This is a genomic window from Taishania pollutisoli, from assembly GCF_014518315.1.
Lineage (GTDB): Bacteria > Bacteroidota > Bacteroidia > Flavobacteriales_D > Crocinitomicaceae > Taishania > Taishania pollutisoli.
The window spans coordinates 14183-41017 of the sequence record NZ_JACVEL010000006.1; the positions used below are offsets into that span (position 1 = coordinate 14183).

Below are 26835 nucleotides of genomic sequence, written 5' to 3' on the forward strand. Positions count from 1 at the left end.
GAATTTTAATTCGTTAAGATAAATTGTCCTTTTAAAATAATAGTTGAGCTTGTTGTTGTGTTCAGTAAATGCAATTCATACTTGTATAATCCGGGAATATCTGTCACTTGTGACTGCCACATATTATTTCCCAGCACGTTGGCAACGACACCTGTACTGTTGGAGATGATAATTTCTTCTACCTGCAATTCGGATCCTGTTGAAACGTTTACTACAAACGGTGCTCCGGGTGTCAGGGCAATGCCACTTGACAGTTGAATTTTAACATCGTCCGTACAATCGGGGAATGACGGATCGGGTACTGAATTCAGGTCAAAAATTCCATTGTTCCCGAATTGGGAAGTCGAATTCAAATTGTACAAACTCTCTGCAAGCGGTTGCTGCACATTATTTGCGACAAAATAAATTGAACCTTCAACAATATTACCTCCGGCATCCACATCAAACAAGATCGATCCGCTGGTTACACATCCTCCTCCGTCAATATCAATCGTATAGGTTCCTTCTATTGGTGACGGGGTAAACACGCCTGTGGAATCGCCACCACCTCCTACCGGAAATGTATCACCAATGTTTCCTCCACTTGATCCCGGAGGTCCTGTAACCGTTACAACAACTCCTGTACCTCCTGAGCCTCCGCCCTGTGTTCCGCCACCGCTGTTTCCAAAATCCCCCCAATCAATTACAAATCCCGCATTCGCCAGGCTGTAATTCTCACTTAGAAAATGATTCCATGTGGTTGTAACAAATTTTGTATTCGGAGTATACGTTGACGTTCCCAATGTAATTGCTCCAGTTTTTTGCCAGTACTCAGGTACAATTTGTGATTCATACTGTGCAATGTGCTGGTAACTTCCATCCTGACTTTCATTGTAGTGGAATGTGAGATCATATGTTTCTCCGTTAGTAGCAGGTGTTAACTGGTGATAATAGTTATTATTAATCGAAGCAACATCCGGTGCAAGGTCTGTCAAATTATCGTAAACGGGGTTATAGTTTACCATTCTGACTTTCATTTTCCGGTTTGACATTGAAGGCATTCTCACATCTACCGGACGGTACCGCAATGTTCCCAAAGAAGAACCTACCGGGAACAGGTATGGTTGTGTCGTATTCATTTTCCGGGACAAGCCTCCTCCGGGCAGGTTACTGCTTACGAATCCTGTTGTCCGGGCAATTGCTGTCAATTCCGTATTTTCTACAAACATCGTGTTATCGCGTGTTGCAAGCTCATTGACTGACAAGTTCAACAATTTGTTTACATATGCGTCGACAAACTGTTCTTTCTTCCCCTGGCCTATCAGTTCCAGAATATAAAACTTCGTCGGGGAATTCCCTCTGATCCGCTGGTAACTTCCCATCAACACACTCACTCCTTCCGTTTGGGAATTCGTAAACATTCCATTCAGTCCGTTGTTGACCCAATCCTTACTTACCCAGATATTACTTTCGTTTGTGAACGTTCCTTTTATCAACACATTTGCCTGGTCGGTAACCACCTCATTGATAACGTTTCCGTAAATGTTCAGATACGTAGGGCTGGTCGGGCTTTTCTTTACATACGTATTGACTCCATAATTGTTATAACTCATCCCTGTTGTGGTAAAGCAATTGCTAAGTGAAGTAACTTCTCTGGTTCGTTCACCACACTGTTGCCCTTCACTATTAAAAACAGCTACAGAAAGTACACTCGTTCCATCTTGTACGGTATAAAAGGTTTGCTGACAACTATCACAGCTTAATCCTCCAAGTGAAGAAGACCATACGAAACTGAGCCCGGATCCTATTCCTGTCAGTACAACAACATCTCCGGCACAGACATCAGGTCCGTTGTTACCGGATATTCCGATATCAAAGCGACATTCCTTACCGCAAAATCTTTTTCGTGTCTGAATGTCTTCCGTATAACATGGTCGGTTTTGCTCTCTATCCAAAGCGGAGGCATACACCACAACTGTATACACCGGAGGAATGTTATTATTTTCGATATCTGCCAACAGAAAAGTCGGGTTCGGACAATCATAACAAGATAAACCTACTTGTGGAGACCAGGAATACAGTAAAGAAGAATTTCCGTAGCTTAACTGCGGAATGTCGCACGTACTGTACTGCACAGGATACGTTCCATTGCTGGAAACCAAATCTCCGGGATTACACGTGGGATCTCCTCCGTTCTCACAGGGAACTTCTTTCATGGTTACTTTATACGCTTTACACGGCTCTCCGCCTTTTACCATATCGGATTCTGACATATAAACGCGCACCTCATAGCTGTCAGGGATGAGACCATTATCAATTGCCGATTGCAACAGTGTCGGGTTCCGGCAGTCGTAACAAGACAACCCTACCTGCGGAGACCAGGAATAGAATAATCCCGCATTTTCATATCCGATCTGTGGATTGCTGCAGGAACTATATTCAACCGGATCACTGGTTCCATTACCCGAAATAAATTTGCCCGGATCACACGGAGTTTCCCCCTCTTTGCAATCCTGTTTACTCATCTCAATGCGATAACGTCCACATGGATTATCTTTTTTCTGATCCTCCAGTGATTCATAAATAGTAATTGTATATCTCTCCGGAATTGTACTATTGTTAATGGCCGATTGTAACAATGTCGGATTCGGGCAATCGTAACAGGACAAACCGACCTGCGGAGACCAGGAATAAATTAACCCTGCATTTTGGAAGCTCATCTGGGGATTATCGCACGGACTGTATTCAACCGGGTTTGTTCCGTTACTGGATGTAAACGCCCCCGGATTGCAAGGAGTTTCTCCTTCTTTACAATCACGTTGCTGCGTATAAATTGTAGAGCGGCTACAGTAATTACCATTTTGCTGATCTTCTACTGACGCATAAACCATAACATCATAGCTTCCCGGAATTGTACCATCGTTAATCGCTGATTGCAACAATGTCGGGTTGGGACAGTCGTAGCAGGATAATCCTATCTGCGGGGACCAGAAATAAATTAATCCTGTGTTTGTATATCCAATCTGTGGGTTATTACACCGGCTATATTCAACCGGGTTGGTCGTTCCGTTACTGGAATAAAAATCCCCGGGATTACATTTACCGCTCCCTGCATTTCCATCATGATCAACAGAACGAATGGAGGGAAATAAACGATCCTTGTCACTAACCGGTTTTGAAGCAAATCCATCCGGTACTAAAAAGAAGAAACAAATGATTGTTAGAAGAGCAGTAGTTCTAATGTTGTAAACAGTGTTAAAGATCATTTTTAGAGCAGTAATTATAAGTTGTAGCTATTTCAAGTTCTCGTTTCGGTAATGTTTGGCTAAGCTAAAAGTTATTTTTCATTTCACAAGTAATTTGTTGTTTTTTTTTCAAAAAAATATTCTCTGCTTTTTCGCCATACGATTTAAATGCCAAGTGTATACCGGGGTGGAAAAATATTCACAACTTGTAAAAAAACAAATTCCCTTATCAATTATCCATCCCAAGCCCCTTTATTGAAAAGTCCCGGTTGTTCACCGGGACTTTTCACAATGTATTCTAATCAATATGCAGATCACATGTTATTCCATATCTCCTTCCATATCTGTATTGCGAACCAGTTTCAGTACCACTGAACCTGCTTTCCCTGCAACTACATCTACCTTCATCACTGCGTAGTATACGTGGTCACCGTTTTCCACCATTCCGTCGATGTAGTAGCTACCTGCCGCTACTTGTCCGAAATCTCCGGCACCCGATGCATTTGTCCAGATGGATTTGACAGATTTTTCATTTTCCACATCTTCCATTGTCTTGTACAAATCAACCGGTGTATCCGAAAGATCCGCTTTCACTCCTGCCGGTAATTCGATTTGCACTTTCAATCCTCCCGTCGTACTCGTACGGAATGACAAACTTGTCAACGCTCCAATGGTCAGCGCAACAAAAAATACGATTTTAATTCTCATAGTTAGTTATTTATATAGTTATTTAAACCTGGGAACGAAAGTAAAATTATTTTTTGACAGGTACTGATAATTGTTGAAAAACTTTTTCCTGTAATTCACTGAACTAGTACACACATAAGTCTTCAATCAAAATTTGACAAGTTCATTTCTGAGTGCATACATAACCAACCCGGCAACATTACGGGAACCGGTTTTCAACAACAGGTTGGCACGATGACCATTTACAGTTTTGACACTAATGAACAGCTTTTCCCCTATTTCTTCGGCCGTGTATTGCTGACAAACCAACCCCAGCACTTCCAGTTCACGGGAAGTCAGATCAGAAGTCGGCTGAAGGATGGATTGCGTGCGCTTTCCAATGTTCCGCTGGATTGCCATTAATGTCATATGATTGATGTAGGCTCCTTTTTCGTATACGGTAGTAATGGCCTGGTATACCTCAACCGGGTCGCTATCTTTTACCAGGTATCCATGCGCTCCGATTTCGATCAGGCGTGCAATGAATTTCTCATCCTGGTGTGCCGATAAAATAAGTACCTTTACTTCCGGAAAACAGTCCGCCAGATCAATTGTCAACTGCTCACCCGAATAGGGTTTATCTCCATTCGGCGGAAGGGATAAATCTACGAGCATCACATCCGGAATCCGCGCTGATTTTTGCAGGGATTCAATCACGGAATACCCGTCACCCGATTCATAAATAACTTCCAGATCTTCCCAACCGCTCAAAATGGCGTGAATGCCGTTCCTGAACAACAGCTGATCTTCTACTAATCCGATTGTAATCTTTTTTTTCATAACGCTCACTCCTATTTCAACTCTATCATGAAGTCACCGGAAATAAAATTGTCATAAAAAAGCCCGGTTGCTCTTTCTGTATAACCGCACTTCCTCCCAGGAAATGAATCCGGTTGTGCATATTTCTCAATCCGGATCCCTTCCTTGAATGATCCGGAATCATTCCTTTTCCATTGTCCCGGTAATGTACAATTATTTCAGTATCCGATACGGAAAAATTTAATTGTAATTCTGTCGCTCCGGCATGTTTGATCGTGTTATTAATCAATTCCATGCAGACTCTATACAAAGTCAGGCTCATCAGCTCGTCAGTAATGTACGAATCAACCTGTTCTTCCGCAGTGAACACACAATTGATTTTTCCGGCTGCTGTCAATTGTTCACAGGCTTGTTCCAGTGTTTCCAATACTCCAAACCGTTCCAATTGAGGCGGCATTAACTCGTGACTGATCCGGCGCATGCTTTCGATGGCATTCTCTGTCAGACTGCGAATATTTTGCAATTCGCCGGGCAACTGGTCATTTACGTCCTGGTGTTTTCGCTCTGTCTGCAGCAAATGCATACGGATAATTGACAACACAGCTCCCAGATCATCGTGTAAGTCCTGCGAAATCCGTTTCCGTTCCTGTTCCTGCACCAGGATCGTTGATTTTGTAAGCTCCGACTGGTGTTGTCTCTTTAGTTCTTCCTGTTCCAGTTGCTCCCGGTACAGGTTTCTCCTGAACTGTTGTGTGAGGATGATGACCCCCAATGCGATCAGAAACACAATACCGACAAATGGTAAAAGTGTTCCTACAAATGTGATATGGTGTCCTGTTTCCATAATGCTCTCCAGAAACAATAATACATAATAACCAGCAAAAAAGAATGCACTACCCAGGTATAACGACTCAATTCGGAAGAAATTAATTGGATCATATAGTCACCGAAATACATCAGGGTAAGTGAAGAGGTGAAATATAAAAAAACCCCTGAATTGATCCATTCAACTGACTTGATGTAACCATTCAGGTGCTTCGTCATTCGTTTATCCATTAAAAAAATATACGTGGACATCGATAGGATGATCAACAATACACTTTCAACGGTCATCGCCTTCGCATTAAATGTATACCAGCGCTCAATGAAGAGTGTATTTATAAATGAATACAAGCAAAAACCTCCTGCCAGTACGTACAAAATCCACGAAGGGATATAGCCTCTTAAAATTTCCTTGTAGACAACCAGCAATAAGACAAATCGCAAGGGGACGAGCACGTGCAGCAAGGGCAGGTTATTGGTACGAAGAAACCATAGCAGTAGTGACAACGCATAGAGTATTCCGGTAGCCATCAGATACCATGCAAGTGGTTTTATTTCCTTTCGCAAACGGGTATAAATAACCATTGAATAGATCGTAACAAATAAGATGGGGAAATGGCTAAATACCAGTATGAATTTGGTTACACTCATATGCGAAGACGAATAAACTAATTAATTACCTGGAGGCCTCAGGTTTTGAAAAATTATACAACGGACTTTTCTTATCACATGTATTGGGACAAGGAGCAATCAGATCCAGTACATAACTGTATTCATTTGTATCGATTGTTGCACCCGTAGCAGGTTTAAAATTCAGAAACACATCCTTATTGTCTTTGATCGGGGTGAGGTAAAGTTTGAACTGATCATCTGCTGTTAAGCCCAGGTAAGCCCGGCATTGTTCATAGGTACATTTCGTGGTTGAATCCAGCCCCATCACTTCCAGCATGTCCATCGCTGAAATGGTAAACGCACGGACAAAATCTCGCTGACTGGCATCTTGTTTGACAATGGAATCATAAAAACGTTTTACATCCGTATGTGCCGTTTTAAAATTCTCTTGCCGCGAGGTGAAGCTTTCTCCCTGAAAATTGATCCGATGGCAGGAACCTTTTGTTCTGTCCACGGTTAATAACAGGACAACAAGTAAAGCATTCAATAGTAGTGATCCGATTAAAAAAGATTTTTTCATAGCGATAATTTTAAGTTATAGATTCGTGTCTTCCTGTTGGCAGGAATTCCTTCAAATGTATATGGATTTATCGGGTGTTTCGGTTTTTTGCCCCAAAAGCAAGTATAAATACCTGTATAAAATAAAAAAAACAGTTAAAAATAACCACATCTGAAACAATCGTACTGCTGAACTTTGTACTTGTGTCATTATAAACATACAAAAATGGAAAATACTTGCACTACCCCCACTTTAAACAATGTGTCACAAACAGGCATCACGGGCTATTCCCGAATCAAAATCACCAACGAGACACCACATGAAGCTGTTGGCATCATCATGCTGACTTCATCAATAAAAAACACATACGCCGTTACTTCCAATCAAACATGGGAAGCTCCTAATCGGGAATTGTCGCTACTAACAGCTATCACCGCCGTTCTCACACTTAAGGACGGGTCAACAGTCAGAGCAACACCCTACATTTCATCCGCTCCATCCGGAACCGGATTCAGCCGCTTTCACATTGTTCACGATCAAAACGGTTACCGGGTGGTCCGGAATCAATTGTGGAACGTCAAGTAAAAATGTTGGTTTGTTGCAACGGAAAAGCGGACTTTTCACGGATAATAACTACCCCTTACATGCATGAATTGCTTCCACTCTATCGAATGGAAGCAATTCTTTTTGGCGCATGAAATAAAAGGGAAATGAAGAAATGTGTTTTTCAGGTTGATTGAACGAATCGTAAAATACGCATGAAACGATTGAAGAAAATGGTATATTCGAAACGAAATAAGTATTTTGTAAGACCATTTGTAGTATTGATAAACGGTATACATGAACTATCTGACAGTACTTCTTGTTTTTATACATACGGTAAGCTTCGCTCAAATACCAGCCAGTTACTATAAACCCGAAGTGGTTTTTGTAAAGGGCGGCACCTTTCAAATGGGAAACGCCAACGGAGAGGAAGAAGAACAACCGGTACACAGTGTCACACTCGATGATTTCAGCATTGGTAAATACGAAGTAACAGTAGGGCAATACAGACGATTTTGTGACGTCACTAAACGAAAGATGCCTTACATTCCCCAGTGGGGTTGGGATAACAATCACCCAATTGTAAATGTTAAATACGACGATGCTGTGGCCTACTGCAATTGGCTGAAAGAGGAGTACGGCGGCAATTGGCGTTTACCCACCGAGGCAGAATGGGAATACGCTGCTCGTGGGGGAGATCAAAGCAAGGGCTATATCTATTCGGGCGATAACGACTTAAATAATGTCGGCTGGTTTGGTGAGAACTCTGGCAATCAACCTCACCGTGTGGGGAGTAAACATCCGAATGAATTGGGCATTTATGACATGACCGGCAATGTGTGGGAATGGTGTTCGGACTGGTTTGGTCATGATTACTATGCCAACAGCCCTTCTCATAACCCTACCGGTCCTGCATCTGCGACTTATAAAGTACAGCGAGGTGCCAGTTGGGGCTACCCTGCTTCGAAATGTTATGTAACGATTCGCACTTTTGCACTTACGTCTTCACCCTGGTCCAGCGCAGGCTTCCGGGTAGTTTTGGCGGAGTAGTGATGTCAATTGGAAGAAATATACACTCCTGTTGGCTTCTTCATGGATTTCCCCATAAACCTGACAATATAGTTCAATGTGTAGTTCCCTTCTGTATTTTTTGGCTTGTCTGCTCTTAGAAGTACTCGTATTTTTGGTAATTCGTTTTCTATGTTCTTTCTCATTGCGCTGTATTTTCAGAACTAAGATCGATGGTATGAACGAAAGGGCAATGAGTGAATGTGAAAAAATGTTGATAAATACATCTTATTTTTTGAGATACATCAGTATTTAAGTATTTATAGGATTCTAATTTTTAAAAAGCCACTGATAGTCTTTTGAAATCGTGAAATCCTTAGTATTCTCTTATTGGACTCATACATTCAAATTAGAAAATTTGTTAGGGTAGATTAGAGTCTGTATTTTTACAATCTACCAATCTATAAAGCAAGATGAATTTCAGGGAAAAAATAGCCTCTTATTGTTTGGGTAATTATAGTCGCAGCCATTTCCCAAGTATTGCTCAAACTGCCATAGAAGAAGGATTTGAATCAGATTCAATACTAATGTTAGCCAGTATGTCTGATCGGGAAAATGTATTTGAACTTCAACAATATTTTGATGCAAGTCTTCGAGAAGTGAATGTTTCATTACCAAGTATATATTTGTCAGCCCAAATCTTATTGATCTATTACCTAAATAAAATGATTGATAATCCTATTTGTACATATGATTTTATGATAAAAATTGATAACGAAATCATGAAACAAGTTGATTGGGCAAGTGAATTGGCTATATCGAAAACTCAATATGTAGGTCAGGAACTTGGATTGGGAAAAATGTATATATGGTATGGAGAATTACAAGATTTTGAAGATGGCAGTATGCTTCTTTATTACAATAATTTGTCCAGAAATAAGCAAAAAGAGAAATTAATTGAGGAGCTGATCGACGAAGCAAAAATAGTTAAAGACAAGATAGAATTGGAGCTAAATAAACATCCTTACTTACTGATTAGTTACAAGTAAACAAAACTGAAGATGCCAAGTAATTATTTGAAAGAAATATCAACTTTAAATAAAATTGACCTTAAAGAAATTAAAGGGCATAGATTATATTATAGTGTTTACAAAAGTGTAATTAGCCTAATATTTAGCTTTGTTCTGATTATCTCTTCAGTTTTTTTAATAATAATGCGTATTGACAATAATGCGATTACATTATTAGGTTTTTTAGCTTTATTACTTTTCCTATATGAAATACAATATCCAATAGGGAGATTGATGCTTAAAAATCCAATATTTATTTTAGATCAAGGAAAATTGTACTACTTAGAATACAATAAATGGTATGACATTACTGAGTATCAGTTTTCAGAGGAAATTATTACAAACCATAATTTATCCCAATCCTATTGTATGACAGATAAAAACAATTATAGGATATTTGCTGAAAATAATTGGTTTTTTCATGCACCTGAAAATTTCAAAAGCAAAGTACGTTATCAAAGATTGATTAAGATCGGAGAAAAAAGAAAATTGGCATCTGTTAACATCAACTAAAAAACCCCAATCCTGCGTGATCTCATTGTAGATCTATTAAATAAAATCACACTCACACAAACGTTCTTTTCGTAGTATCTTCCCTCAAAAAAGTACTTTATCTAGTTCTCAAGGATTTCAACGATTCTCACTCCTCTCCCTCCGTTGCTTTTTTCGATTTTCTGTACAAATAACTATTGTAAATCGAACGTTTTGCAAAACGAACAGGAGAATCCGCATTCATCAACTTTTTATAAATGGTTGCATTCACGCCGAAATACTCATAAACAGAACCATCCGTGAACGTAATTTCCAGCAAAAGGCTTTTGTGTTTGAAATCGTAGATACCGCATTCCGTAATGGTTCGTGTATATTCTTCCAAATTGGCTTCCTTCGTTTCCGGAGCAATGCTGACCAAAAAATGATACCCGTCCACAACGTGTTGTCCCATCACTTCCGCCTCTTCCTTCATCGGATCTCCGTCCTGGAATTTATCCGGGTGCCATTGCTTCACCAGCTTTCTGTACATGGTTTTCAATTCTGCCAGGTTGATTTCATTTTCTACCTGGAACAACTTTTTGTATTCGTTGATGCGTTTCATATAAATGTATAGGGGTGGGACTATGTAAATTGATCTAAATAAAAAACCCCCAGATTGCTCCGAGGGTTTCATTTGCTTTTAACAGTTGCGGTCTGGACGGGACTCGAACCCGCGACCCCGTGCGTGACAGGCACGTATTCTAACCAACTGAACTACCAAACCAATTTCTTTACCTTTAACAGGTGTCAGCTACAGCTGACTTTCGAATTGTGTCGTGCTTTTCGTTAAAAGCGTGGGCAAAGATATGTATTTAATTTCGAATGAAACAAACATTTTCGAAAAAAAATAACGAAAAAGAATAAAAAAAATGAAAACACACTGATTTTCAAGCTCCATTTTTCACCGGAAAATACCCTGATTTTTGATTCCGCTTAAAATCGTACCTTTGCAGCACAGAAAAAACAAACCAAAAACCAATACAAGCAATGAGTTTTGACAACCAATTAAAAGAAAGAAGCAACAATGCATGTGAACTTTGCGGAGCAACAGCTAACCTCTCCCCTTATTTAGTAGCTCCGCGTCCGGGAACCAACGCAAACGAATATGTTTACACCTGCTCCGTATGTAAAGATCAACTGGAGGGAACACAGGAAACAGATGTCAATCATTGGCGGTGCCTGAACGATGCTATGTGGAGTGAAACAGACGCAGTGAAAGTTATCGCATACCGGATGCTGCATCAACTGAAAGCCGAAGGATGGCCAAACGACCTGTTGGAAATGATGTACCTCGATGATGAAACACTGGACTGGGCAAAAGCGGGCATCATTGACGAAAACGCACCCAAACACAGGGATTCAAACGGAGTTGAGTTGCAACACGGAGACAGTGTGGTACTCATCAAAGACCTGAATGTAAAAGGAGCCACATTTACCGCAAAAAGAGGAACCGCCGTTCGTAACATCCGGCTGGTACATGACAATCCGGAACAAATCGAAGGAAAAATAAACGGACAAAGTATCATCATTCTGACACAGTACGTAAAAAAGTAAAAGCCGGATTCATTCCACATTCATCATCCGTAATTCATAATTATTTGTAATTTTACAATCACTAAATTGGAATTATGGGATGCTCAAGTTGTGGAAGCGGAGGTGGAACACCACGCGGATGTAAGAATAACGGCACCTGTAGCTCTGGAGGTTGCAACAAGTTGGAAGTGTATGACTGGCTGGCAAACATCGCGTTGCCGGGAGGTCAGAAACCATACGATATAGTAGAAATACGTTTTAAAAACAGTCGAAAGGCTTTTTACCGCAATACAAAAAGTTTAAGTCTCCAGGTCGGAGATGTAGTTGTAGTAGAAGCCAGCCCTGGTTTTGATGTTGGAGTAGTTTCTGTTGTTGGCGAACTTGCCAGAATACAGGTCAGTAAAAAAGAACCTGGCTTTAAAGAAAGTGAAGCCAGAAAAATCACACGCATTGCGAATCAGGAAGATATCGATAACTGGGTGAAAGCGCGCGATCTGGAAAAAGACGTGATGTACTCTTCCCGGACACTTGCTGTTAACCTGGGACTGGAAATGAAAATCTCCGATGTGGAATACCAGGGAGATTTGTCCAAAGCGACATTTTATTACACCGCAGAAGGACGTGTTGATTTCCGTCAGTTGATCAAAGACATGGCGGAGGCCTTTAAAATCCGGATCGAAATGCGCCAGATCGGAGCCCGTCAGGAAGCATCCCGTTTGGGAGCAATCGGATCCTGCGGACGTGAATTGTGCTGCTCCACATGGTTAACGGATTTCCGGTCGGTTTCAACATCGGCGGCACGTTACCAGCAATTGTCACTCAACCCGCAGAAACTGGCAGGGCAATGTGGAAAATTGAAATGCTGTCTCAACTACGAGTTGGACATGTACCTGGAAGAATTGAAGTCATTCCCGAAATCGGATGTCAAAATACACACCGAAAAGGGAAGTGCTTTTCATATCAAAACAGATGTTTTCAAACGCCAGATGTGGTTTGCTTATTCCGGTGAAGCAGCTATCGGATCCGGGTTGATCGCTTTATCTCCGGATAGAGTGAAAGAAATCATTGCACTCAACAAAGAAGGTGTGAAACCGAAAGACTTGTCTGAATTTGCAGAAAAAGTAGAGGTGGAAGCGGTAACGGATTATGAAAATGTTGTCGGACAAGACAGCCTGAACCGTTTTGAACACGCCTTTAAATCGAAGAAAAAGAAAAAAAGAAAACCGGGAGGCGGACAAGGTAACCCGAAAACCGATGCCACGGCAACCGCTGTAAAGGCTCCGAAACCACAAGGGAATCAGCCCAAAGGTCAACAGCAGCAACCGCAAAAACCGCAGCGGAATCAACAGCAGCGACCACAGCAAAAGCCAGCAAACCCGGCACAGGCAAACCAACCGAAAAACCAGCAACAGCAGGAAGGGGGTGAGCAACAACCAAAACGAAACAATAACAAGAACAGAAGGAGAAATCCGAACAGGAATAAAGAAAACAAAGAAAATCCAAAAGGGGAAAATCAATAAAAATGGTGAACATGAAGCACTTCCTATTCTTTTCCGTGCTGATATTCATCCTGACCAGTTGTTCTGAAGCACCTTACTATGAACAGGTGTATAGTTTCGATAACAACGAATGGAAACAGGATCAGAAATCGGTTTTTAAAGTCAACATCGACGATACAACGTCCGTTTATCGCTTCGTACTGACCTTGAGAACGACAACGGATTACGATTACAGCAACACCTGGTTGTTCTGGACATCGGAAACACCGTTAAACGAAAAAGTGCGGGAACCGTTTGAGTTAAAAATTGCCAACCCGGACGGAAGCTGGATCGGGAAGAGTTCCGGAACGATTGTGGAAAATCAGCTGACTTTCGCAGGACGCAAAATTACAGTTCCGGGAGAATACATTTTTACCATTGAACAAGCGGTAACGGAGAAAAAACTAAATGATGTCCTGGATATCGGACTGAGTGTGTACAAGGAATAACACACACGCTATTCGATATCCGCGAGGTCTCTTTTAAACACCGAAATCTTTGAATTGGTTGCGATTGGCGTGTAATTTTTCAGTACATACGGATACTTGACAATGTCTTCTTCCAGCAGGTAATCAGGTACAATAATGTAGTCCATCCCCCACCCTGTTATCAAATGATAAACATCCTGATTGGTGTAGTCAATCGCATACCCTTTTCGATCCATCAGAAGGAAAGGAATGTTAGCTCCCATATTCCCCAAAACGGCTATTTTAGCGGAGTGATCAATCCCGACTGAGTCGATAAACTCTTTTGATCCCATATAGGCAATCCCGTTTCGGGTCGTATAATCGTACTCCGGCAAATAATGATATCTGTTCCAGGTGACCTCGGTCGTATCTTTTTTTGAAGAAACAAAAAAGTAAAGAACACCTGCCGCCAACGGAAACATCAGTTTCAAATGAAACTTCGGTACAATCGAAAGGAAAGCAATAATCGATAAAATGACAATTAAGTACATCGTATCTAAAAAGTAGTAATCGTGGTAGGGAAACTGCTTGATCATAAAAATCAAAAATAAAGCATTCCCGATGAATAAAATAAGCAGAAAATACCCCAATCCTTTAAGAAACATGATATTTTTCCTGCGGATAAAAATACACCCGACAAACGCAATCAATCCGTATACAATCCACTGGTTCATTGAAAAGTAGTCCCATTTCCACCTTTCCGCAGCTTCGAAAATCAGGTTCCACAGTTCCCCGGCACTGTCCACAGGGCGCAACCCCATCAAAAACACAGAACCATATTCCTCACTTACATTTCTAAAATGAACCATCTGTACCCACCAGGCAATAACTACGATTGCAAGAGAAATCAGTTGTTTCGGACGATACGTTCTCGTTTGAAAAAGGATCAACACCTGATGACACAAAACGGCAATCAATGGAATTGCAAAAGTTGTTCGGGTAATAACGGCAATTCCCAACAAACAAATAGAAAGATGCCAATGTCTCAACTTCTCCGTTTTCAGGAATAGAAAATAATAATAAAGACCACCTGTTACCAGTGCCAATGAAGGTATTGTCGTCAGGAAATTGGCTTCGTAATAAAAATAAACAGGTGAAAAGACTGCAAACGTGACAACCAGCAGCGAGTACCAGATATTCAACTTGAATAACTCTGTCAGTTTTATCAGGTAACCGACCCCTAGCAAACTGAAATACAACACGTATGTGCGATAGATCAACGGAGAATCGGAGCCAAGAAGCTTCATCAGCAATGCGATTAAAAATTGATGAAGAGGCAGGTTCCCTCCTGTAATTGTAGCATCATAAGCCGTATTCCAGCTATCCGGAAATTGTTTGTTATATGTATATGTTTCCGGGTAAAACAAATCAAATCCATTGTTAAGAAATCCCTTCGATAAAGCATACAAATCCGATTGTGCCCATGCATGTATCGCCCTCGGATACATCTCCATGTAAGGAGATTGCAGATATATGATTAGCAATGCAATAGATACAAATAGCAACAAATACTGATTGTTTCTGATCAAGTTCATAATGTTCATCGGGCAAATATAAACTTTTAGAACTCTTCTTGTTCAATAAAACCCTTTCAGTATATTTACACAAAATAAATAAAACAAGTATGTACAACAACATTTTAGCAGAAAAAAACGGGCAGATTCAACTGATTACGATTAACCGCCCTGCGCAATTGAATGCGTTGAACAAAGAGACGATTGAAGAGCTAAGCCAGGCCATACAAGCTGCTGAACAAGATACAACTGTCGGGGTAATCATTTTGACAGGATCCGGAGAGAAATCGTTTGTAGCCGGAGCAGACATCAAGGAATTTGCGCATTTTACCATTGCTGAAGGAGGAGAATTGGCACAAAAAGGTCAACAGACCCTGTTCGACCTGGTTGAAAACCTGTCAAAACCGGTTATTGCCGCAGTCAATGGCTTTGCACTCGGAGGAGGATTGGAACTGGCCATGTCGGCACACATCCGCGTAGCTTCGTCCAATGCGCGTGTCGGACTGCCGGAAGTCTCTCTTGGTGTCATTCCGGGATATGGAGGAACACAGCGACTGGCGCAATTGGTTGGAAAAGGAAAAGCCAACGAACTGGTCTTCACTGCAGGCATGATCAAAGCGGATGAAGCATTGACATGGGGGCTGGTTAACCACGTTGTAGAACCGGAAGAATTAATGGCCAAAGCGACAGAAATCGCGGAAAAAATTCTTGCCAATTCCGGTGCTGCCATCGCATCTGCAATCCGCTCCATCAATGCCGGGTTCAAAGACGGTGTCAACGGGTATGAAACAGAAATTCTGGAATTTGGAAAATGCTTCGGAACTGCAGATTTCAAAGAAGGAACAACTGCGTTCATCGAAAAGAGAAAACCAAATTTCAGAGGCTAATAATCGCTAACGTTACACCCGCGGGAAGCCGAATAAAGGGCATTCCTGCTGGAAACAAAAAACAAGTAAAATGGGAAGTCCGATAAAGCAACTATTGGGGCAGACTGCTGTTTACGGAATGAGCGTAATCCTTGGCAGAGCACTCAATTTTTTATTGCTCCCACTCTATGTATACGTCTTTGCAGAACCGAAAGATTACGGAGTCATTTCCATCCTGTATGCATGGGTAGCTTTTCTGATTGTACTGCTTCCGCTGGGAATGGAAACCGCGTTTTTCAAGTTCATCAGTGACAACAAAGAGAAAAAAGAAACCGTTTTTCAGAACAGTTTCCTCACAGTTGCAGGATTCAACAGCCTGTTCCTGGTCATCGCCTTGCTGTTCAGCAACAAAATCGCTGCCTGGATGCTCCTTCCCGATCATCCGGAATACATCATTTTGCTCGCATTAATCGTCTGTATTGACGCAACAGCAGCATTACCACTGGCTAAGCTCCGTTCAGAAAACCAGGCCAAGCGGTTTGCAATGATCCAACTTTCATCCATCCTGGTGAATGTAATCTTCAACGTTGTCCCGCTACTCTTCTTTTTCGACAACAGTGATCCGCATCAGGGAATCATGTACATCCTGTTTGCAAACCTGTTGTCATCCCTGACCAAACCACTAATGGTTTACAAAGATCTGCTTAACATCAAACTGGTCTACAACGGAGAACTGGCAAAAAAAATGTTGCTCTATTCCCTCCCGTTGGTGGTCGCCGGGTTTGCCGGAATCATTAACGAAACCATCGACCGGATTCTCTTGCAAAACATACTGTATGAAACACATTTAGCAGCGGTTCCCCCTTCCGATTTTGCTCAGGAGCAAGCACTGGATTATGCGGAAGGACAAGTCGGAATTTATAGTGCCTGCTACAAACTGGCGATGTTGGTGACCATTTTTCTGCAAGCATACCGCTATGCGGCAGAACCGTTTTTCTTTTCAAATGCCCAAAATACGGACAGAAATAAGTTGTACACAAAAGTAATGAACTACCTCATCGGTGCATTGTGCGTCGTATTTCTGGGAGTTACACTCAACATGCAACTATTCAAATATTTCATCCCCAACGAGGCATACTGGGAAGGATTAAAAGTTGTCCCACTGCTCTTACTGGCAAATATTTTCCTGGGAATCTATTTCAACCAAAGTATCTGGTATAAATTATCCGGACAAACGCGATTCGGGGCATATATCGCTGTCGGAGGTGCCTGTCTCACCATCTTGCTGAACGTTATTTTCATTCCGAAATACGGGTATACCGCCAGTGCCTGGGCAACGATGATTGTTTATGCCGCTCAGATGATTGCTTCCTACCTGTTGGGACAGAAATATTACCCAATCAAATACAATTTGCGAAAATTCGGACTTTACCTGGGGTTGGCCCTGCTTATCTTTTTCCTGTTGAAAAGCATCTCAATGAGCGATGGAATGCTCCAGTTTTTTGTTCACAACGGAGTCATTTTACTTTTTATTTTGTTAATTTATTCCCTGGAGAAATCCAATCAAAAACCTAAAAAAGAACCAGTTAAAAAATTTACAACCGATTAAAAACGTTAAAATTGTATTTTTTTCTTGCAGAATTCAAAAAAAAGAAAATACCTTTGCAAAAGCCAATGGCGATTTAACAAAAAATGAAATTATATACCACATACAAGAATAATTCAACAGGTGCAACACGCATGATGATGTGTTGTTGGTCTGTGTTTTAATCTTGTATCGGGTACTAAGATAATTGACCAATAAAATGGTTTAAAACTCCTCCGATACACCATCGGAGGAGTTTTTTTTTTGAATGAAATTTTAACAGTTAACATCATGAAAACAGTAGTTGTCATCGCACCACTTTCAACAAATCAATTCAATTATCGTCGCATGCGTGCGATGATGATGTGGTGTTGTTGTATGATTAACAACGAATAATGCTGTGTATAGTGTAATAGTTATAGTTTAAAAAGGGCTTTACGAACACAGCGTAAAGCCCTTTTTTATTTCAGTCAAATCACGTTTAAAAATGAAGCAGACAAACAATCATACCATTTTAATTTTCCTTGCTTTTATCAGTATTTACATCGTATGGGGAACAACATTTTTAGCCATTCATTACGGGTTAAAAGGATTTCCTCCGTTCCTGCTTTCCGGATTCCGTTTTTTCATTGCAGGAATACTTTTACTGGGATGGCTGTACCTGAAAGGCGAACGACCATTCTCCCTGAAAGCGTGGAAACGCAACAGCATCTCTGGTTTCCTGATTCTTACTATTGGCGTCGGTTCTGTTACCTGGGCGGAACAATACATTTCTTCTACGGAAGCCGCAATTATCATTGCCTCAGAACCGTTCTGGTTTATAGTGGTCGACAAAAAGAACCGCTCGTTCTATTTCAGTAACAAAGTTGCTATTTCGGGACTATTGCTCGGATTTATCGGTTTGTTGCTTTTCTTCAAAGACAGCCTGTTACATTCGGGTGCAGGAGAATTTGCAGGAATCAGAATCATTGCATTTATTTTGCTTGTTTTCACCGCACTTGTGTGGGTACTGGGATCACTGTATTCTAAAAAATCAACCGGAGAATCGCTCTTCATGAATGTTTCCCAGCAATTGATTATCGGAGGTATTTCCAGTTTGATTATCGCAAGTATATCCGGCGAATGGAGCGCATTCAACCCGGCTGAAATCCCTGCAGAAGCATGGATCGGATTGATTTACCTGATTGTTTTCGGATCCATCATTGCTTACTTGTCATTCATTTGGTTATTGTCTGTAAAACCACCGGCATTGGTAAGTACGCATACGTTCATCAACCCGATTGTAGCGGTCGTTGCGGGGGCAGTTATTGCACACGAAACAATCTCTTCAGGACAGTTAACAGGTGTTGCAACCATTATTGCAGGGGTCATCCTGACCAATATCGTTCAATACAAACTTCCCAAGCGCACACAGGTCCATATCAGAAAAACCACCCGGATTTTTACAAATTCATTCGTATACAAACGCGTACTCAATTTTAAATAGACATGGAAACCATTCATATTCATACAATCGAAGAACAATTGCTGCGCGTCGAAGCCCACATCGGGAATACACCGCTTATTCCGATCAGGGGGTTGCACCACAATCCGGACGTAACAATTTTTGCAAAAGCAGAATGGGAACAATTATCAGGAAGCGTGAAAGCAAGAGCAGCATTCAACATCATCCAACAAGCCATTCGATCCGGCCAGTTGACAACCGACAAGGTATTGCTCGACGCCACAAGCGGAAACACCGGAATCGCCTATGCGACCATCGGGAAAAAACTGGGTATCCATGTAACCTTGCTACTTCCGGAAAACGCATCAAAAGAACGCAAGGAATTATTGCAATCACTGGGGACTGAACTGATACTCACCTCCAAATTCGGAGGGACAGACGAGGCTCAGGAACTGGCAGCTGAACTGGCAAAAAAACACCCCGAGAAGTATTTTTATGCCAATCAGTATGCCAATGAAAATAATTGGAAAGCGCATTACCATACAACTGCGGAGGAAATTTTCAGTGAAGTTCCTGAAATCGATTATTTTGTGGCAGGTCTCGGAACAACCGGAACATTCACCGGCACTTCTTTGAAGCTGAAAGAGCTCAATCCTGCCATTACAACTGTTGCTTTTCAACCGGACAATGCGCTGCACGGACTGGAAGGATGGAAACACTTAGAAACGGCAATTGTTCCTGCGATTTTTCAACCGGAAGCAGCTGACAGAATCATCGAAGTGAGTACTGAACATGCTTACCAGATCATCGCCGAAGTGTATCGCAATGACGGAATACGCTTAAGTCCTTCCTCTGCTGCAAATATTGCCGGGGCACTGCACGTGGCGGACACGATTAAATCAGGAGTCATTGTCACCATTCTCCCTGATAATGCAGATAAATACAGCGAAGTCTTACAATTAATACGAAACAAATGATCCACTTAAACAAACACGTACTGGAAGTACTAAAAAACGACGCGTTCCATTCCTTTCCTGACGAATGCTGTGGTTTCATGCTGGGAACGGAAAGCGGGGAAGAACGAGCGATCGAACACATCATTGTTGTAAACAATTGCAAAGAAGGAGATAAACGCAGACGATTTGAAATTTCACCTGCGGATTATCTGAATGCCGAGCGCTATGCGGATGAAAATCACCTGCAATTACTCGGAGTCTATCACTCCCATCCGAACCATCCATCTGTTCCCAGTGAACAGGACAGAATTGCAGCTCAACCCTATTTTTCTTATCTCATTCTGGCGATCAAAGAAAATGAACTGGTATCGGTACAATCCTGGAAATTGAATGAGGAATTTCAATTTGAAGAAGAAAAAGTTTTAATTTTAAAATCAATACAAGCATAGTTATGGCAACAATCATCATTCCCACCCCCTTGCGTAAATTTATCAATCACGAGCCACGTGTAGACGTACAAGCAACAACAGTAAAAGAAGCAATCAATGCCTTGTCAGTCAATTTTCCCGAACTGAAAAAAAACCTGTTGGATGACAACGGTAAGATCCGGGGCTTTGTCAACCTGTTTGTCGGCGACGAAGACATCCGCAATCTGCAACAGGAAAATACAGTTCTTGCAACCAATTCCGTTCTGAGTATTATTCCGGCAATCGCGGGAGGAAGCGGACAGGAAGAACAACCGTTCTCCAAAGAAGAACTGGCACGTTACAACCGCCACATCATTATTCCGGATTTTGGACTGGAAGCACAAAAAAAGCTGAAAGGAGCAAAAGTACTGGTCGTCGGTTCAGGAGGACTCGGAAGCCCCTTGTTACTCTATTTAGCAGCTGCCGGAGTCGGAACCATCGGTATTGTTGATTTTGATGTAGTGGATGACAGCAACCTGCAACGACAGGTATTATTCGGAGTCGAAAACATCGGGGAATTGAAAGTAGAAGCGGCAAAGAAGCGTCTGCAGCAACTCAATCCCTACATAACAATTCGGACTTATAACACGCAGTTAACAGCTGGAAACGCGTTGGAAATCATTTCCCAATACGATGTGATTGCCGACGGGACAGACAATTTCCCCACCAGGTACCTGGTCAATGATGCGAGTGTGATCGCAGGAAAACCGAATGTATATGCTTCCATTTTCCAGTTCGAAGGGCAGGTTGCCGTGTTCAACTACACCGATAAAAACGGGGTCACCGGGCCCAATTACAGAGACCTCTATCCCACCCCACCCGATCCGGGATTGATTCCTAATTGTGCGGAAGGTGGTGTACTGGGAGTATTACCCGGAATCATCGGTACATTACAGGCCAATGAAGTCATCAAAGTCATCACGGGAATCGGTGAGCCACTTTCCGGACGTTTCTTTGTATTCGATGCCCTTTCATTTGAAACGCGCACATTGAAAATTTCTACCAATCCAACTACGCCTGTCATTTCTGAACTCATTGATTATGAACAATTCTGTGGTGTTCCCGCTGTGGAAAAGCCGATCAAAGAAATTTCGGTAGAAGAATTTTCAACATGGATAACCAACCGGGAAGACATTCAGGTAATTGATGTCCGCGAGCCAAACGAATACGAAGAGCGAAATATCGGTGCATTGCTCATTCCGCTGGCAACTGTGCAGCAACGCGCCAATGAAATTCATTCCGATAAGAAAGTGATCGTTCATTGCCGTTCGGGAAAACGAAGCGCAACGGCGATCCGGGAACTGGAATCCGCATTCGGCTTTACAAATTTATACAACCTGAAAGGAGGTATCCTCGCCATTTCCGGGGAACAGGAATTACTGCTTTCCAGGTAACCAATCCGCTTATTTATCGGGTGCTGTGGCCGAGTGGCTGAGGCACAGCTCTGCAAAAGCTGGTACACCGGTTCGATTCCGGTCAGCACCTCTATTGTTTAATTTTTAAAAATCAGATCAAATGGCTACATTACGATTGGGTGATATCGCCCCGAATTTTAAAGCAGAAACAACAGTAGGAACTGTTGATTTTTATGACTTCCTGGGAGATCAATGGGGAGTGTTCTTTTCCCATCCGGCAGATTTTACTCCGGTTTGTACAACTGAATTAGGCGCGACAGCGAAACTGAAAGACGAATTTGAACGACGAAACGTCAAAGCAATTGCGATCAGCGTTGACCCGATTGAGCAGCACCACAGCTGGATCAAAGACATTAATGAGACGCAGCATACAACGGTTAATTTTCCGATCATTGCAGATCCTGACAGAAAAATAGCGGAATTGTACGATCTGATTCATCCGAATGCCAGTGAAACTTTTACCGTTCGCTCTGTCTTCGTGATCGGCCCGGATAAAAAGATAAAACTGACGATCACTTATCCGGCTTCAACGGGACGTAATTTCAATGAAATCCTGCGCGTAATCGACAGTCTTCAGCTGACGGCAAATCACCAGGTAGCAACTCCTGCCAACTGGGAACACGGACAGGATGTCGTTATTGCTCCTGCAGTGAAAGATGAAGAAATTCCGGACAAATTCCCGAAAGGGCATGTCGTTGTGAAGTCGTATCTGCGTTTAACTCCACAACCCAACCTGTAATCCATAACAATACCGGGGTTTGGTTAGTCAATCAGATCCCGGTTGCCTGCAAAAAAATCAATTCAAACAATCCATGATTCAACTACAGAACATATCGAAAACATTCCGTCAAAAGAAGAACAGCCACAAAGCACTTGATACGATTAACCTAACCATTGAAAAGGGAGAAATCGTAGGTGTGATCGGCAGTTCAGGGGCGGGGAAAAGTACCCTGATCCGTTGTGTCAACCTGTTGGAACAACCCGATTCGGGAAGTGTTGTAATCAACGGAATCAACCTGACGTTGCTGAAGGGAAAGGCATTGGCCGCACAACGAAAAAACATCGGGATGATTTTTCAACATTTCAACCTGTTGTCCTCCGGAACAGTATTTGAGAATGTTGCGCTGCCCTTAAAGCTGGAAAAAACGGATAAAGTGATAATCCGGCAACGCGTAAATGAATTATTACACCTTGTCGGATTGGAAAACAAAGCGGAAGAATACCCGAACAACCTTTCCGGAGGGCAAAAACAACGGGTAGCTATTGCACGTGCATTGGCTAATTCACCCCAGATTTTACTGTGTGACGAAGCCACGAGTGCACTTGATCCGGTGACAACACAATCCATTCTGCAATTGCTGCAGGATATCAACCGGCGATTACACATTACCATTTTACTCATTACTCATGAAATGGATGTCGTAAGAACCATCTGTGACAGGGTTGCCGTTCTCGATCACGGGAAACTGGTCGCGACGGGAAGCCTGGAAGAACTGGCCGGAAACGGACATCCTGCTCTTTCACCATTTATAACAACAACACAAATGACAGTACCAAAACAGTTAACCGACACACTTCAGCAGGAATACACGGAAGGTGTATTTCCGTTGATTGAAATTGAATTGAACGGAAACATTCATTTTAAGAAACTTCTTGACACCATTCAGTACGAGTATCAACTCCCTTATAACATTATCAGGGCAGACATTGAATATACCGGAAAAGCTAATTTCGGAAAAGTACTGATTCATCTGAAAGGGAGCAAAGAAATCAACGAACGGTTAATTCATCATTTCAATCAGTCAAACATTACTAATTTCATTCGTGGTTATGCAGCCTGAACTAACAATTTCATTGCTTTCCAGGGGATTATGGGAAACTGTTTTCATGACCTTTACCGCCGGTTTTTTCGGCTTTTTAATCGGATTACCTACCGGTACTGTACTGTTTCTTACCCGAAAAGGTCAGTTGCTCGAACAGGTATTTATTCACCAGGTATTGGCACTTATTGTCAATGTATTCCGTTCCATCCCGTTCATCATACTGATTGTATGGATGATTCCCTTTACTCGTGATTTAGTGGGGACTTCCATTGGAATGCGTGCAGCATTGGTCCCTTTAAGTATCGGAGTAGCACCGTTCATTGCGCGGCTGGTTGAAAACAGCTTACTGGAAGTTCCCTCTGGGTTGATCGAAACGGCCCGTTCAATGGGAGCAACCCCTCTTCAAATAGTCACCAGGGTCTTATTGCCGGAAGCACTGCCATCGCTCATCAATAACGCGACCATTACACTCATTACACTTGTTGGTTATTCTGCCATGGGAGGAGCCGTCGGAGCCGGAGGTTTGGGGCAGATCGGCTATCAGTACGGGTACATCGGTTACGATGCCGTGATGATGAATGCCGTGTTACTGTTGCTCATCACACTGGTTTTTATTATTCAATTCTCAGGGGACTTTCTCTCCAAAAAATTCAATCACCGATAAACAATTTACCTCATGAAAAAATATGTATTTCCTTTTATTATACTCGCATTAACTTCCCTGACGTCCTGTGGAAGTTCCGGGAAAAAGAACGATCCGAATTTCATCCGGGTCGGTATTACATCCGGTCCGGAACGTGAACTTGCCGAAGCTGCCCGAAAAGAAGCAAAAGAAAAATACAACCTCGAAGTAGAACTGGTAACGTTCAATGATTATGTGGTTCCCAACGAAGCACTCAACCAGGGAGAAGTCGACGTGAATGTCTTTCAGCATGTGCCCTACCTGGAAGAACAGATCAGACAACGCGGATACAACCTGACAGTTGTCGGAACGACATTCGTGTATCCGATCGCTGCATATTCTAAAAAAATTAAAACCATTGCCGAACTCCGGTCCGGTCATACGGTTGTCATCCCCAACGATCCGACCAACGGAGGTAGAGCTTTGCTGCTATTGCAAAAAAACGGGGTTATTCAACTTCGAAAAGGAGTAGGATTACTGCCAAAAGTGACAGATATTACCGACAATCCAAAGCAAATCCGGTTGCTGGAAATCGAAGCTCCTCAATTGCCCCGGGTGCTGGACGACAAAGAGGTAACAATCGCCGTGATCAATACCAACTTTGCATCACAGGCCGGACTGGATAGTCAAAAATATGGGATTCTAAAGGAAGAAAAAGATTCCCCTTACGTTAATGTCATCGTAGCGCGGAAGGACAATCAGCAGGATCAAAAAGTGAAAAATTTTGTCAATGCATACCAATCAGAATCCGTCGAACAGACTGCTCAAAAAGTATTCAAAGGGAATGCAGTGAAAGGCTGGTGACCTTAAAATTTAACGTCGTCGATCAAATCAGAACTGGAATGGAATGACCGTTTCTTAATCAGTGCAATAAACTGATCCCATTCGGATTTGTTTGCCGAGAAACTGCTCAATCGTACTCGTTTCCGGGAGCTTCCGTTTTCAATGTATATTTTATTGTCAACAATAATCAGCTCTTCCATAGAATTAAACGGATACCGTTTGACAACCATCCCGAAAGCGTTGAACAACACGATTTCGTTTTCCCTCAACTCAAACATCGGACGTTTGAAGTAAAATGCACCGATGATGATGAAAAAAATACCCAGAAATAACTGGATTGGCATACGGGAACTGATCGTCATCAGGTACATATTGAGTCCAAAGATGATGATCCCTGAAATGATCATCATAATTCCCATTGATTGTTTGTAGTGTACTTTCATGAGGGGAAAGATACTTAAAAATCTGTAGTTGTCTGTTTTTGGAAAAAAAATAAGCTGACTCATTCACCTCTTTTTAGCACCGATCAAAAAATTAAAATCTTAGTTTTGTAGGATGATAATCCGAAAAGCAACAAAAACCGACAGCCCGTCCATTGCCCGATACTTGTTATTAGCAATGGAAGAAATCGTATTCGAATTTATCGGGGAAAATAACCCAGAAAAAGCATTAACATTCATGCATTTTCTGGTAACAGCAGAAAACAATCAATATTCCTATCAAAACTGTTGGGTGGTGGAAGAAGACGGTAGCGTGGTTGCTGCTGTAACAGTATACGATGGCGGACAACTGGAGGAATTGCGGGCACCAGTTGCACAATATGTACGGGAGGAATACAAACAGCCGTTCAATCCGGAGCATGAAACACAGTCCGGGGAGTTTTATATTGATTCATTTGGAGTAGACCCGGGTCAGCAGGGAAAAGGAATCGGGTCGGCAATGCTTCAGTTTCTGATCGATGAATATGTACACAAAAATGGTCAGATATTAGGATTACTGGTTGACAAAGAAAATCCAGGAGCAAAAAAGTTATATTTAAAACTTGGATTCAGGGTCGTTGGAGAGAAAACACTGGTGGGAAAGCAGATGGAGCACTTGCAAGTGATAGGGAAATAGAGGATAACCCCTGGTTTTCCCGCTGATAGATATAAATGGAATTACAGCGGTGGAAAGTGCTCTGTAGAGAATGGTGGTGGGTATCATTTATACATAATAAAACTTAAATAAAAACATGCAAATACAATACTGGTTTGAGTTATTCGGAGCGGCTTTTTTTGCCATTTCAGGAGCATTATCGGCAACAGAAAAAGCAAACATTGACTGGTTTGGTGTCACTTTCATTGCGTTTGTTACGGCATTGGGAGGCGGGAGCCTTCGGGACGTCCTGCTTGGCAGCTATCCGATCGTGTGGATCAAGGATGTCAATTTTGTCTATGCGATTCTCGTCGGGGTAATTGTTGCACGGCTATTTTACAATCCACTCCTGCAACTCAGAAAAACATTTTTCCTCTTCGACACACTTGGTATTGCGCTCTTTACGGTAGTCGGAACTTCCAAAGCGATTTCCCTGGGAATCGGGAACATCAATGCTGCTGCGATGGGAATGTTTACCGCCGTTTTCGGAGGTGTAATTCGGGACATTCTCACCAATGAAATTCCGATTATTTTCCGGAAAGAGATCTACGCCACTGCCTGTTTCACCGGAGCTTTAACTTACGTTGGCCTGTATCACCTCAACGTCGACTTCAATGTCAATTTCGCTATTTCAGGTGGTGTCATTATACTGATCCGAATCCTGGCAGTTGTGAACAACTGGCAACTTCCGAAATTTATCCGGAAATAAGATATGGGCGTGTTCTGAAAATCGAAGTACGTTTTCCACAAATTCACAAATGGAGCAACAGATGG

The 26835-nt window shown here is 42.0% G+C and carries 29 protein-coding genes and 2 tRNA genes; 20 read left to right on the top strand and 11 right to left on the bottom strand.

The window, feature by feature from the left end:
- Positions 1-5: 5 nt before the first annotated feature.
- The 6 genes from H9Y05_RS09800 to H9Y05_RS09825 form a co-directional block, all read right to left on the bottom strand.
- On the bottom strand, positions 6-3245 hold the full coding sequence (locus H9Y05_RS09800; protein WP_216714174.1) for a hypothetical protein: 3240 nt from the start codon (positions 3243-3245) through the stop codon (positions 6-8).
- A gap of 300 nt (positions 3246-3545) precedes the next feature.
- A complete protein-coding gene (locus H9Y05_RS09805) occupies positions 3546-3932 on the bottom strand; it encodes a hypothetical protein (RefSeq protein WP_216714175.1) in 387 nt (128 codons plus the stop codon).
- A gap of 126 nt (positions 3933-4058) precedes the next feature.
- Complete coding sequence (locus H9Y05_RS09810; RefSeq protein ID WP_163491752.1) at positions 4059-4730, bottom strand: response regulator transcription factor; 672 nt, start codon at positions 4728-4730, stop codon at positions 4059-4061.
- 25 nt (positions 4731-4755) lie between these two features.
- The gene (locus tag H9Y05_RS09815) at positions 4756-5553 is read right to left on the bottom strand and encodes a sensor histidine kinase (RefSeq protein ID WP_163491751.1); all 798 of its coding nucleotides are present in this window, start codon (positions 5551-5553) and stop codon (positions 4756-4758) included.
- On the bottom strand, positions 5523-6182 hold the full coding sequence (locus H9Y05_RS09820; protein ID WP_163491750.1) for a hypothetical protein: 660 nt from the start codon (positions 6180-6182) through the stop codon (positions 5523-5525). The genes H9Y05_RS09815 and H9Y05_RS09820 overlap by 31 nt, the downstream gene beginning before the upstream one ends.
- Before the next feature lie 25 nt (positions 6183-6207).
- Positions 6208-6723 (bottom strand): hypothetical protein, encoded by a 516-nt coding sequence (locus H9Y05_RS09825; protein WP_216714176.1) that lies wholly within the window; start codon positions 6721-6723, stop codon positions 6208-6210.
- Between the two features lie 204 nt (positions 6724-6927).
- Here H9Y05_RS09825 and H9Y05_RS09830 point away from each other — a divergent pair, with 204 nt between their 5' ends.
- Entirely contained in the window at positions 6928-7287 is a 360-nt protein-coding gene (locus tag H9Y05_RS09830; protein ID WP_163491748.1) for a hypothetical protein, read from the top strand.
- A 255-nt stretch (positions 7288-7542) separates the two neighbouring features.
- A complete protein-coding gene (locus H9Y05_RS09835) occupies positions 7543-8295 on the top strand; it encodes a formylglycine-generating enzyme family protein (protein WP_216714177.1) in 753 nt (250 codons plus the stop codon).
- 5 nt (positions 8296-8300) lie between these two features.
- Here H9Y05_RS09835 and H9Y05_RS09840 read toward each other — a convergent pair whose 3' ends face one another.
- Positions 8301-8459 (bottom strand): hypothetical protein, encoded by a 159-nt coding sequence (locus H9Y05_RS09840; protein WP_216714178.1) that lies wholly within the window; start codon positions 8457-8459, stop codon positions 8301-8303.
- A gap of 267 nt (positions 8460-8726) precedes the next feature.
- Here H9Y05_RS09840 and H9Y05_RS09845 point away from each other — a divergent pair, with 267 nt between their 5' ends.
- Together H9Y05_RS09845 and H9Y05_RS09850 are read left to right on the top strand one after the other, a co-directional pair.
- The gene (locus H9Y05_RS09845; RefSeq protein ID WP_216714179.1) at positions 8727-9302 is read left to right on the top strand and encodes a hypothetical protein; all 576 of its coding nucleotides are present in this window, start codon (positions 8727-8729) and stop codon (positions 9300-9302) included.
- 12 nt (positions 9303-9314) lie between these two features.
- Entirely contained in the window at positions 9315-9836 is a 522-nt protein-coding gene (locus H9Y05_RS09850) for a hypothetical protein (protein ID WP_216714180.1), read from the top strand.
- A 127-nt stretch (positions 9837-9963) separates the two neighbouring features.
- Here H9Y05_RS09850 and H9Y05_RS09855 read toward each other — a convergent pair whose 3' ends face one another.
- Complete coding sequence (locus H9Y05_RS09855; RefSeq protein WP_216714181.1) at positions 9964-10416, bottom strand: KTSC domain-containing protein; 453 nt, start codon at positions 10414-10416, stop codon at positions 9964-9966.
- Between the two features lie 88 nt (positions 10417-10504).
- Positions 10505-10578, bottom strand: a tRNA-Asp gene (locus tag H9Y05_RS09860).
- A 263-nt stretch (positions 10579-10841) separates the two neighbouring features.
- Between H9Y05_RS09860 and H9Y05_RS09865 the strand changes: the two genes are divergently transcribed.
- The 3 genes from H9Y05_RS09865 to H9Y05_RS09875 all read left to right on the top strand — a co-directional run bounded on the left by H9Y05_RS09865 (position 10842) and on the right by H9Y05_RS09875 (position 13374).
- On the top strand, positions 10842-11408 hold the full coding sequence (locus H9Y05_RS09865) for a PhnA domain-containing protein (RefSeq protein WP_163491741.1): 567 nt from the start codon (positions 10842-10844) through the stop codon (positions 11406-11408).
- Between the two features lie 74 nt (positions 11409-11482).
- Positions 11483-12907 (top strand): PSP1 domain-containing protein, encoded by a 1425-nt coding sequence (locus H9Y05_RS09870; RefSeq protein WP_216714182.1) that lies wholly within the window; start codon positions 11483-11485, stop codon positions 12905-12907.
- A gap of 11 nt (positions 12908-12918) precedes the next feature.
- A complete protein-coding gene (locus H9Y05_RS09875; RefSeq protein ID WP_163491739.1) occupies positions 12919-13374 on the top strand; it encodes a gliding motility lipoprotein GldH in 456 nt (151 codons plus the stop codon).
- An 8-nt stretch (positions 13375-13382) separates the two neighbouring features.
- Here the strand turns inward: H9Y05_RS09875 and H9Y05_RS09880 are convergent, their stop codons facing one another.
- On the bottom strand, positions 13383-14927 hold the full coding sequence (locus H9Y05_RS09880) for an ArnT family glycosyltransferase (protein ID WP_216714183.1): 1545 nt from the start codon (positions 14925-14927) through the stop codon (positions 13383-13385).
- Between the two features lie 89 nt (positions 14928-15016).
- On the opposite strand from H9Y05_RS09880, the gene H9Y05_RS09885 reads away from it, so the two are divergent.
- From H9Y05_RS09885 to metQ, 11 genes are all read left to right on the top strand, one after another.
- Positions 15017-15793 (top strand): enoyl-CoA hydratase/isomerase family protein, encoded by a 777-nt coding sequence (locus H9Y05_RS09885; RefSeq protein WP_216714184.1) that lies wholly within the window; start codon positions 15017-15019, stop codon positions 15791-15793.
- Positions 15794-15863: 70 nt separating this feature from the next.
- The gene (locus H9Y05_RS09890) at positions 15864-17381 is read left to right on the top strand and encodes an oligosaccharide flippase family protein (RefSeq protein ID WP_216714185.1); all 1518 of its coding nucleotides are present in this window, start codon (positions 15864-15866) and stop codon (positions 17379-17381) included.
- A 463-nt stretch (positions 17382-17844) separates the two neighbouring features.
- Positions 17845-18843, top strand: coding sequence for an EamA family transporter (locus H9Y05_RS09895; RefSeq protein ID WP_216714186.1), 999 nt, complete (start codon positions 17845-17847; stop codon positions 18841-18843).
- Positions 18844-18845: 2 nt separating this feature from the next.
- Positions 18846-19778 carry a PLP-dependent cysteine synthase family protein gene (locus H9Y05_RS09900; protein ID WP_163491734.1) on the top strand — a complete coding sequence of 311 codons (933 nt, stop codon included), beginning with the start codon at positions 18846-18848 and terminating at the stop codon, positions 19776-19778.
- On the top strand, positions 19775-20206 hold the full coding sequence (locus H9Y05_RS09905; protein ID WP_163491733.1) for a Mov34/MPN/PAD-1 family protein: 432 nt from the start codon (positions 19775-19777) through the stop codon (positions 20204-20206). Before H9Y05_RS09900 ends, H9Y05_RS09905 begins: the two co-directional genes overlap by 4 nt.
- 2 nt (positions 20207-20208) lie before the next feature.
- Positions 20209-21618, top strand: coding sequence for a molybdopterin-synthase adenylyltransferase MoeB (gene moeB / locus H9Y05_RS09910; protein WP_216714187.1), 1410 nt, complete (start codon positions 20209-20211; stop codon positions 21616-21618).
- A 19-nt stretch (positions 21619-21637) separates the two neighbouring features.
- A tRNA-Cys gene (locus H9Y05_RS09915) sits at positions 21638-21709 on the top strand.
- Positions 21710-21739: 30 nt separating this feature from the next.
- Positions 21740-22378: a peroxiredoxin gene (locus tag H9Y05_RS09920; protein WP_216714188.1), complete on the top strand. Its 639-nt coding sequence runs from the start codon at positions 21740-21742 to the stop codon at positions 22376-22378.
- A gap of 73 nt (positions 22379-22451) precedes the next feature.
- Positions 22452-23480 (top strand): methionine ABC transporter ATP-binding protein, encoded by a 1029-nt coding sequence (locus H9Y05_RS09925; RefSeq protein ID WP_216714189.1) that lies wholly within the window; start codon positions 22452-22454, stop codon positions 23478-23480.
- Positions 23470-24126, top strand: a complete 657-nt coding sequence (metI, locus tag H9Y05_RS09930) for a methionine ABC transporter permease MetI (RefSeq protein ID WP_163491729.1) — start codon at positions 23470-23472, stop codon at positions 24124-24126. The genes H9Y05_RS09925 and metI overlap by 11 nt, the downstream gene beginning before the upstream one ends.
- Before the next feature lie 12 nt (positions 24127-24138).
- Positions 24139-24948: a methionine ABC transporter substrate-binding lipoprotein MetQ gene (gene metQ, locus H9Y05_RS09935; RefSeq protein WP_216714190.1), complete on the top strand. Its 810-nt coding sequence runs from the start codon at positions 24139-24141 to the stop codon at positions 24946-24948.
- A gap of 2 nt (positions 24949-24950) precedes the next feature.
- Here the strand turns inward: metQ and H9Y05_RS09940 are convergent, their stop codons facing one another.
- On the bottom strand, positions 24951-25433 hold the full coding sequence (locus tag H9Y05_RS09940) for a hypothetical protein (RefSeq protein WP_216714191.1): 483 nt from the start codon (positions 25431-25433) through the stop codon (positions 24951-24953).
- A gap of 49 nt (positions 25434-25482) precedes the next feature.
- Here H9Y05_RS09940 and H9Y05_RS09945 point away from each other — a divergent pair, with 49 nt between their 5' ends.
- Together H9Y05_RS09945 and H9Y05_RS09950 are read left to right on the top strand one after the other, a co-directional pair.
- A complete protein-coding gene (locus tag H9Y05_RS09945) occupies positions 25483-26043 on the top strand; it encodes a GNAT family N-acetyltransferase (RefSeq protein ID WP_216714192.1) in 561 nt (186 codons plus the stop codon).
- A 115-nt stretch (positions 26044-26158) separates the two neighbouring features.
- Entirely contained in the window at positions 26159-26770 is a 612-nt protein-coding gene (locus H9Y05_RS09950; protein ID WP_163491725.1) for a trimeric intracellular cation channel family protein, read from the top strand.
- The last annotated feature ends 65 nt before the right edge of the window (positions 26771-26835 follow it).

Bases quoted from the DNA above. Each gene is read 5' to 3' on its own strand.
- H9Y05_RS09800 (WP_216714174.1), bottom strand. From the start codon at position 3,245: ATGATCTTTAACACTGTTTACAACATTAGAACTACTGCTCTTCTAACA.
- H9Y05_RS09805 (WP_216714175.1), bottom strand. From the start codon at position 3,932: ATGAGAATTAAAATCGTATTTTTTGTTGCGCTGACCATTGGAGCGTTG.
- H9Y05_RS09810 (WP_163491752.1), bottom strand. From the start codon at position 4,730: ATGAAAAAAAAGATTACAATCGGATTAGTAGAAGATCAGCTGTTGTTC.
- H9Y05_RS09815 (WP_163491751.1), bottom strand. From the start codon at position 5,553: ATGGAAACAGGACACCATATCACATTTGTAGGAACACTTTTACCATTT.
- H9Y05_RS09820 (WP_163491750.1), bottom strand. From the start codon at position 6,182: ATGAGTGTAACCAAATTCATACTGGTATTTAGCCATTTCCCCATCTTA.
- H9Y05_RS09825 (WP_216714176.1), bottom strand. From the start codon at position 6,723: ATGAAAAAATCTTTTTTAATCGGATCACTACTATTGAATGCTTTACTT.
- H9Y05_RS09830 (WP_163491748.1), top strand. From the start codon at position 6,928: ATGGAAAATACTTGCACTACCCCCACTTTAAACAATGTGTCACAAACA.
- H9Y05_RS09835 (WP_216714177.1), top strand. From the start codon at position 7,543: ATGAACTATCTGACAGTACTTCTTGTTTTTATACATACGGTAAGCTTC.
- H9Y05_RS09840 (WP_216714178.1), bottom strand. From the start codon at position 8,459: ATGAGAAAGAACATAGAAAACGAATTACCAAAAATACGAGTACTTCTA.
- H9Y05_RS09845 (WP_216714179.1), top strand. From the start codon at position 8,727: ATGAATTTCAGGGAAAAAATAGCCTCTTATTGTTTGGGTAATTATAGT.
- H9Y05_RS09850 (WP_216714180.1), top strand. From the start codon at position 9,315: ATGCCAAGTAATTATTTGAAAGAAATATCAACTTTAAATAAAATTGAC.
- H9Y05_RS09855 (WP_216714181.1), bottom strand. From the start codon at position 10,416: ATGAAACGCATCAACGAATACAAAAAGTTGTTCCAGGTAGAAAATGAA.
- H9Y05_RS09865 (WP_163491741.1), top strand. From the start codon at position 10,842: ATGAGTTTTGACAACCAATTAAAAGAAAGAAGCAACAATGCATGTGAA.
- H9Y05_RS09870 (WP_216714182.1), top strand. From the start codon at position 11,483: ATGGGATGCTCAAGTTGTGGAAGCGGAGGTGGAACACCACGCGGATGT.
- H9Y05_RS09875 (WP_163491739.1), top strand. From the start codon at position 12,919: ATGAAGCACTTCCTATTCTTTTCCGTGCTGATATTCATCCTGACCAGT.
- H9Y05_RS09880 (WP_216714183.1), bottom strand. From the start codon at position 14,927: ATGAACTTGATCAGAAACAATCAGTATTTGTTGCTATTTGTATCTATT.
- H9Y05_RS09885 (WP_216714184.1), top strand. From the start codon at position 15,017: ATGTACAACAACATTTTAGCAGAAAAAAACGGGCAGATTCAACTGATT.
- H9Y05_RS09890 (WP_216714185.1), top strand. From the start codon at position 15,864: ATGGGAAGTCCGATAAAGCAACTATTGGGGCAGACTGCTGTTTACGGA.
- H9Y05_RS09895 (WP_216714186.1), top strand. From the start codon at position 17,845: ATGAAGCAGACAAACAATCATACCATTTTAATTTTCCTTGCTTTTATC.
- H9Y05_RS09900 (WP_163491734.1), top strand. From the start codon at position 18,846: ATGGAAACCATTCATATTCATACAATCGAAGAACAATTGCTGCGCGTC.
- H9Y05_RS09905 (WP_163491733.1), top strand. From the start codon at position 19,775: ATGATCCACTTAAACAAACACGTACTGGAAGTACTAAAAAACGACGCG.
- moeB (WP_216714187.1), top strand. From the start codon at position 20,209: ATGGCAACAATCATCATTCCCACCCCCTTGCGTAAATTTATCAATCAC.
- H9Y05_RS09920 (WP_216714188.1), top strand. From the start codon at position 21,740: ATGGCTACATTACGATTGGGTGATATCGCCCCGAATTTTAAAGCAGAA.
- H9Y05_RS09925 (WP_216714189.1), top strand. From the start codon at position 22,452: ATGATTCAACTACAGAACATATCGAAAACATTCCGTCAAAAGAAGAAC.
- metI (WP_163491729.1), top strand. From the start codon at position 23,470: ATGCAGCCTGAACTAACAATTTCATTGCTTTCCAGGGGATTATGGGAA.
- metQ (WP_216714190.1), top strand. From the start codon at position 24,139: ATGAAAAAATATGTATTTCCTTTTATTATACTCGCATTAACTTCCCTG.
- H9Y05_RS09940 (WP_216714191.1), bottom strand. From the start codon at position 25,433: ATGAGTCAGCTTATTTTTTTTCCAAAAACAGACAACTACAGATTTTTA.
- H9Y05_RS09945 (WP_216714192.1), top strand. From the start codon at position 25,483: ATGATAATCCGAAAAGCAACAAAAACCGACAGCCCGTCCATTGCCCGA.
- H9Y05_RS09950 (WP_163491725.1), top strand. From the start codon at position 26,159: ATGCAAATACAATACTGGTTTGAGTTATTCGGAGCGGCTTTTTTTGCC.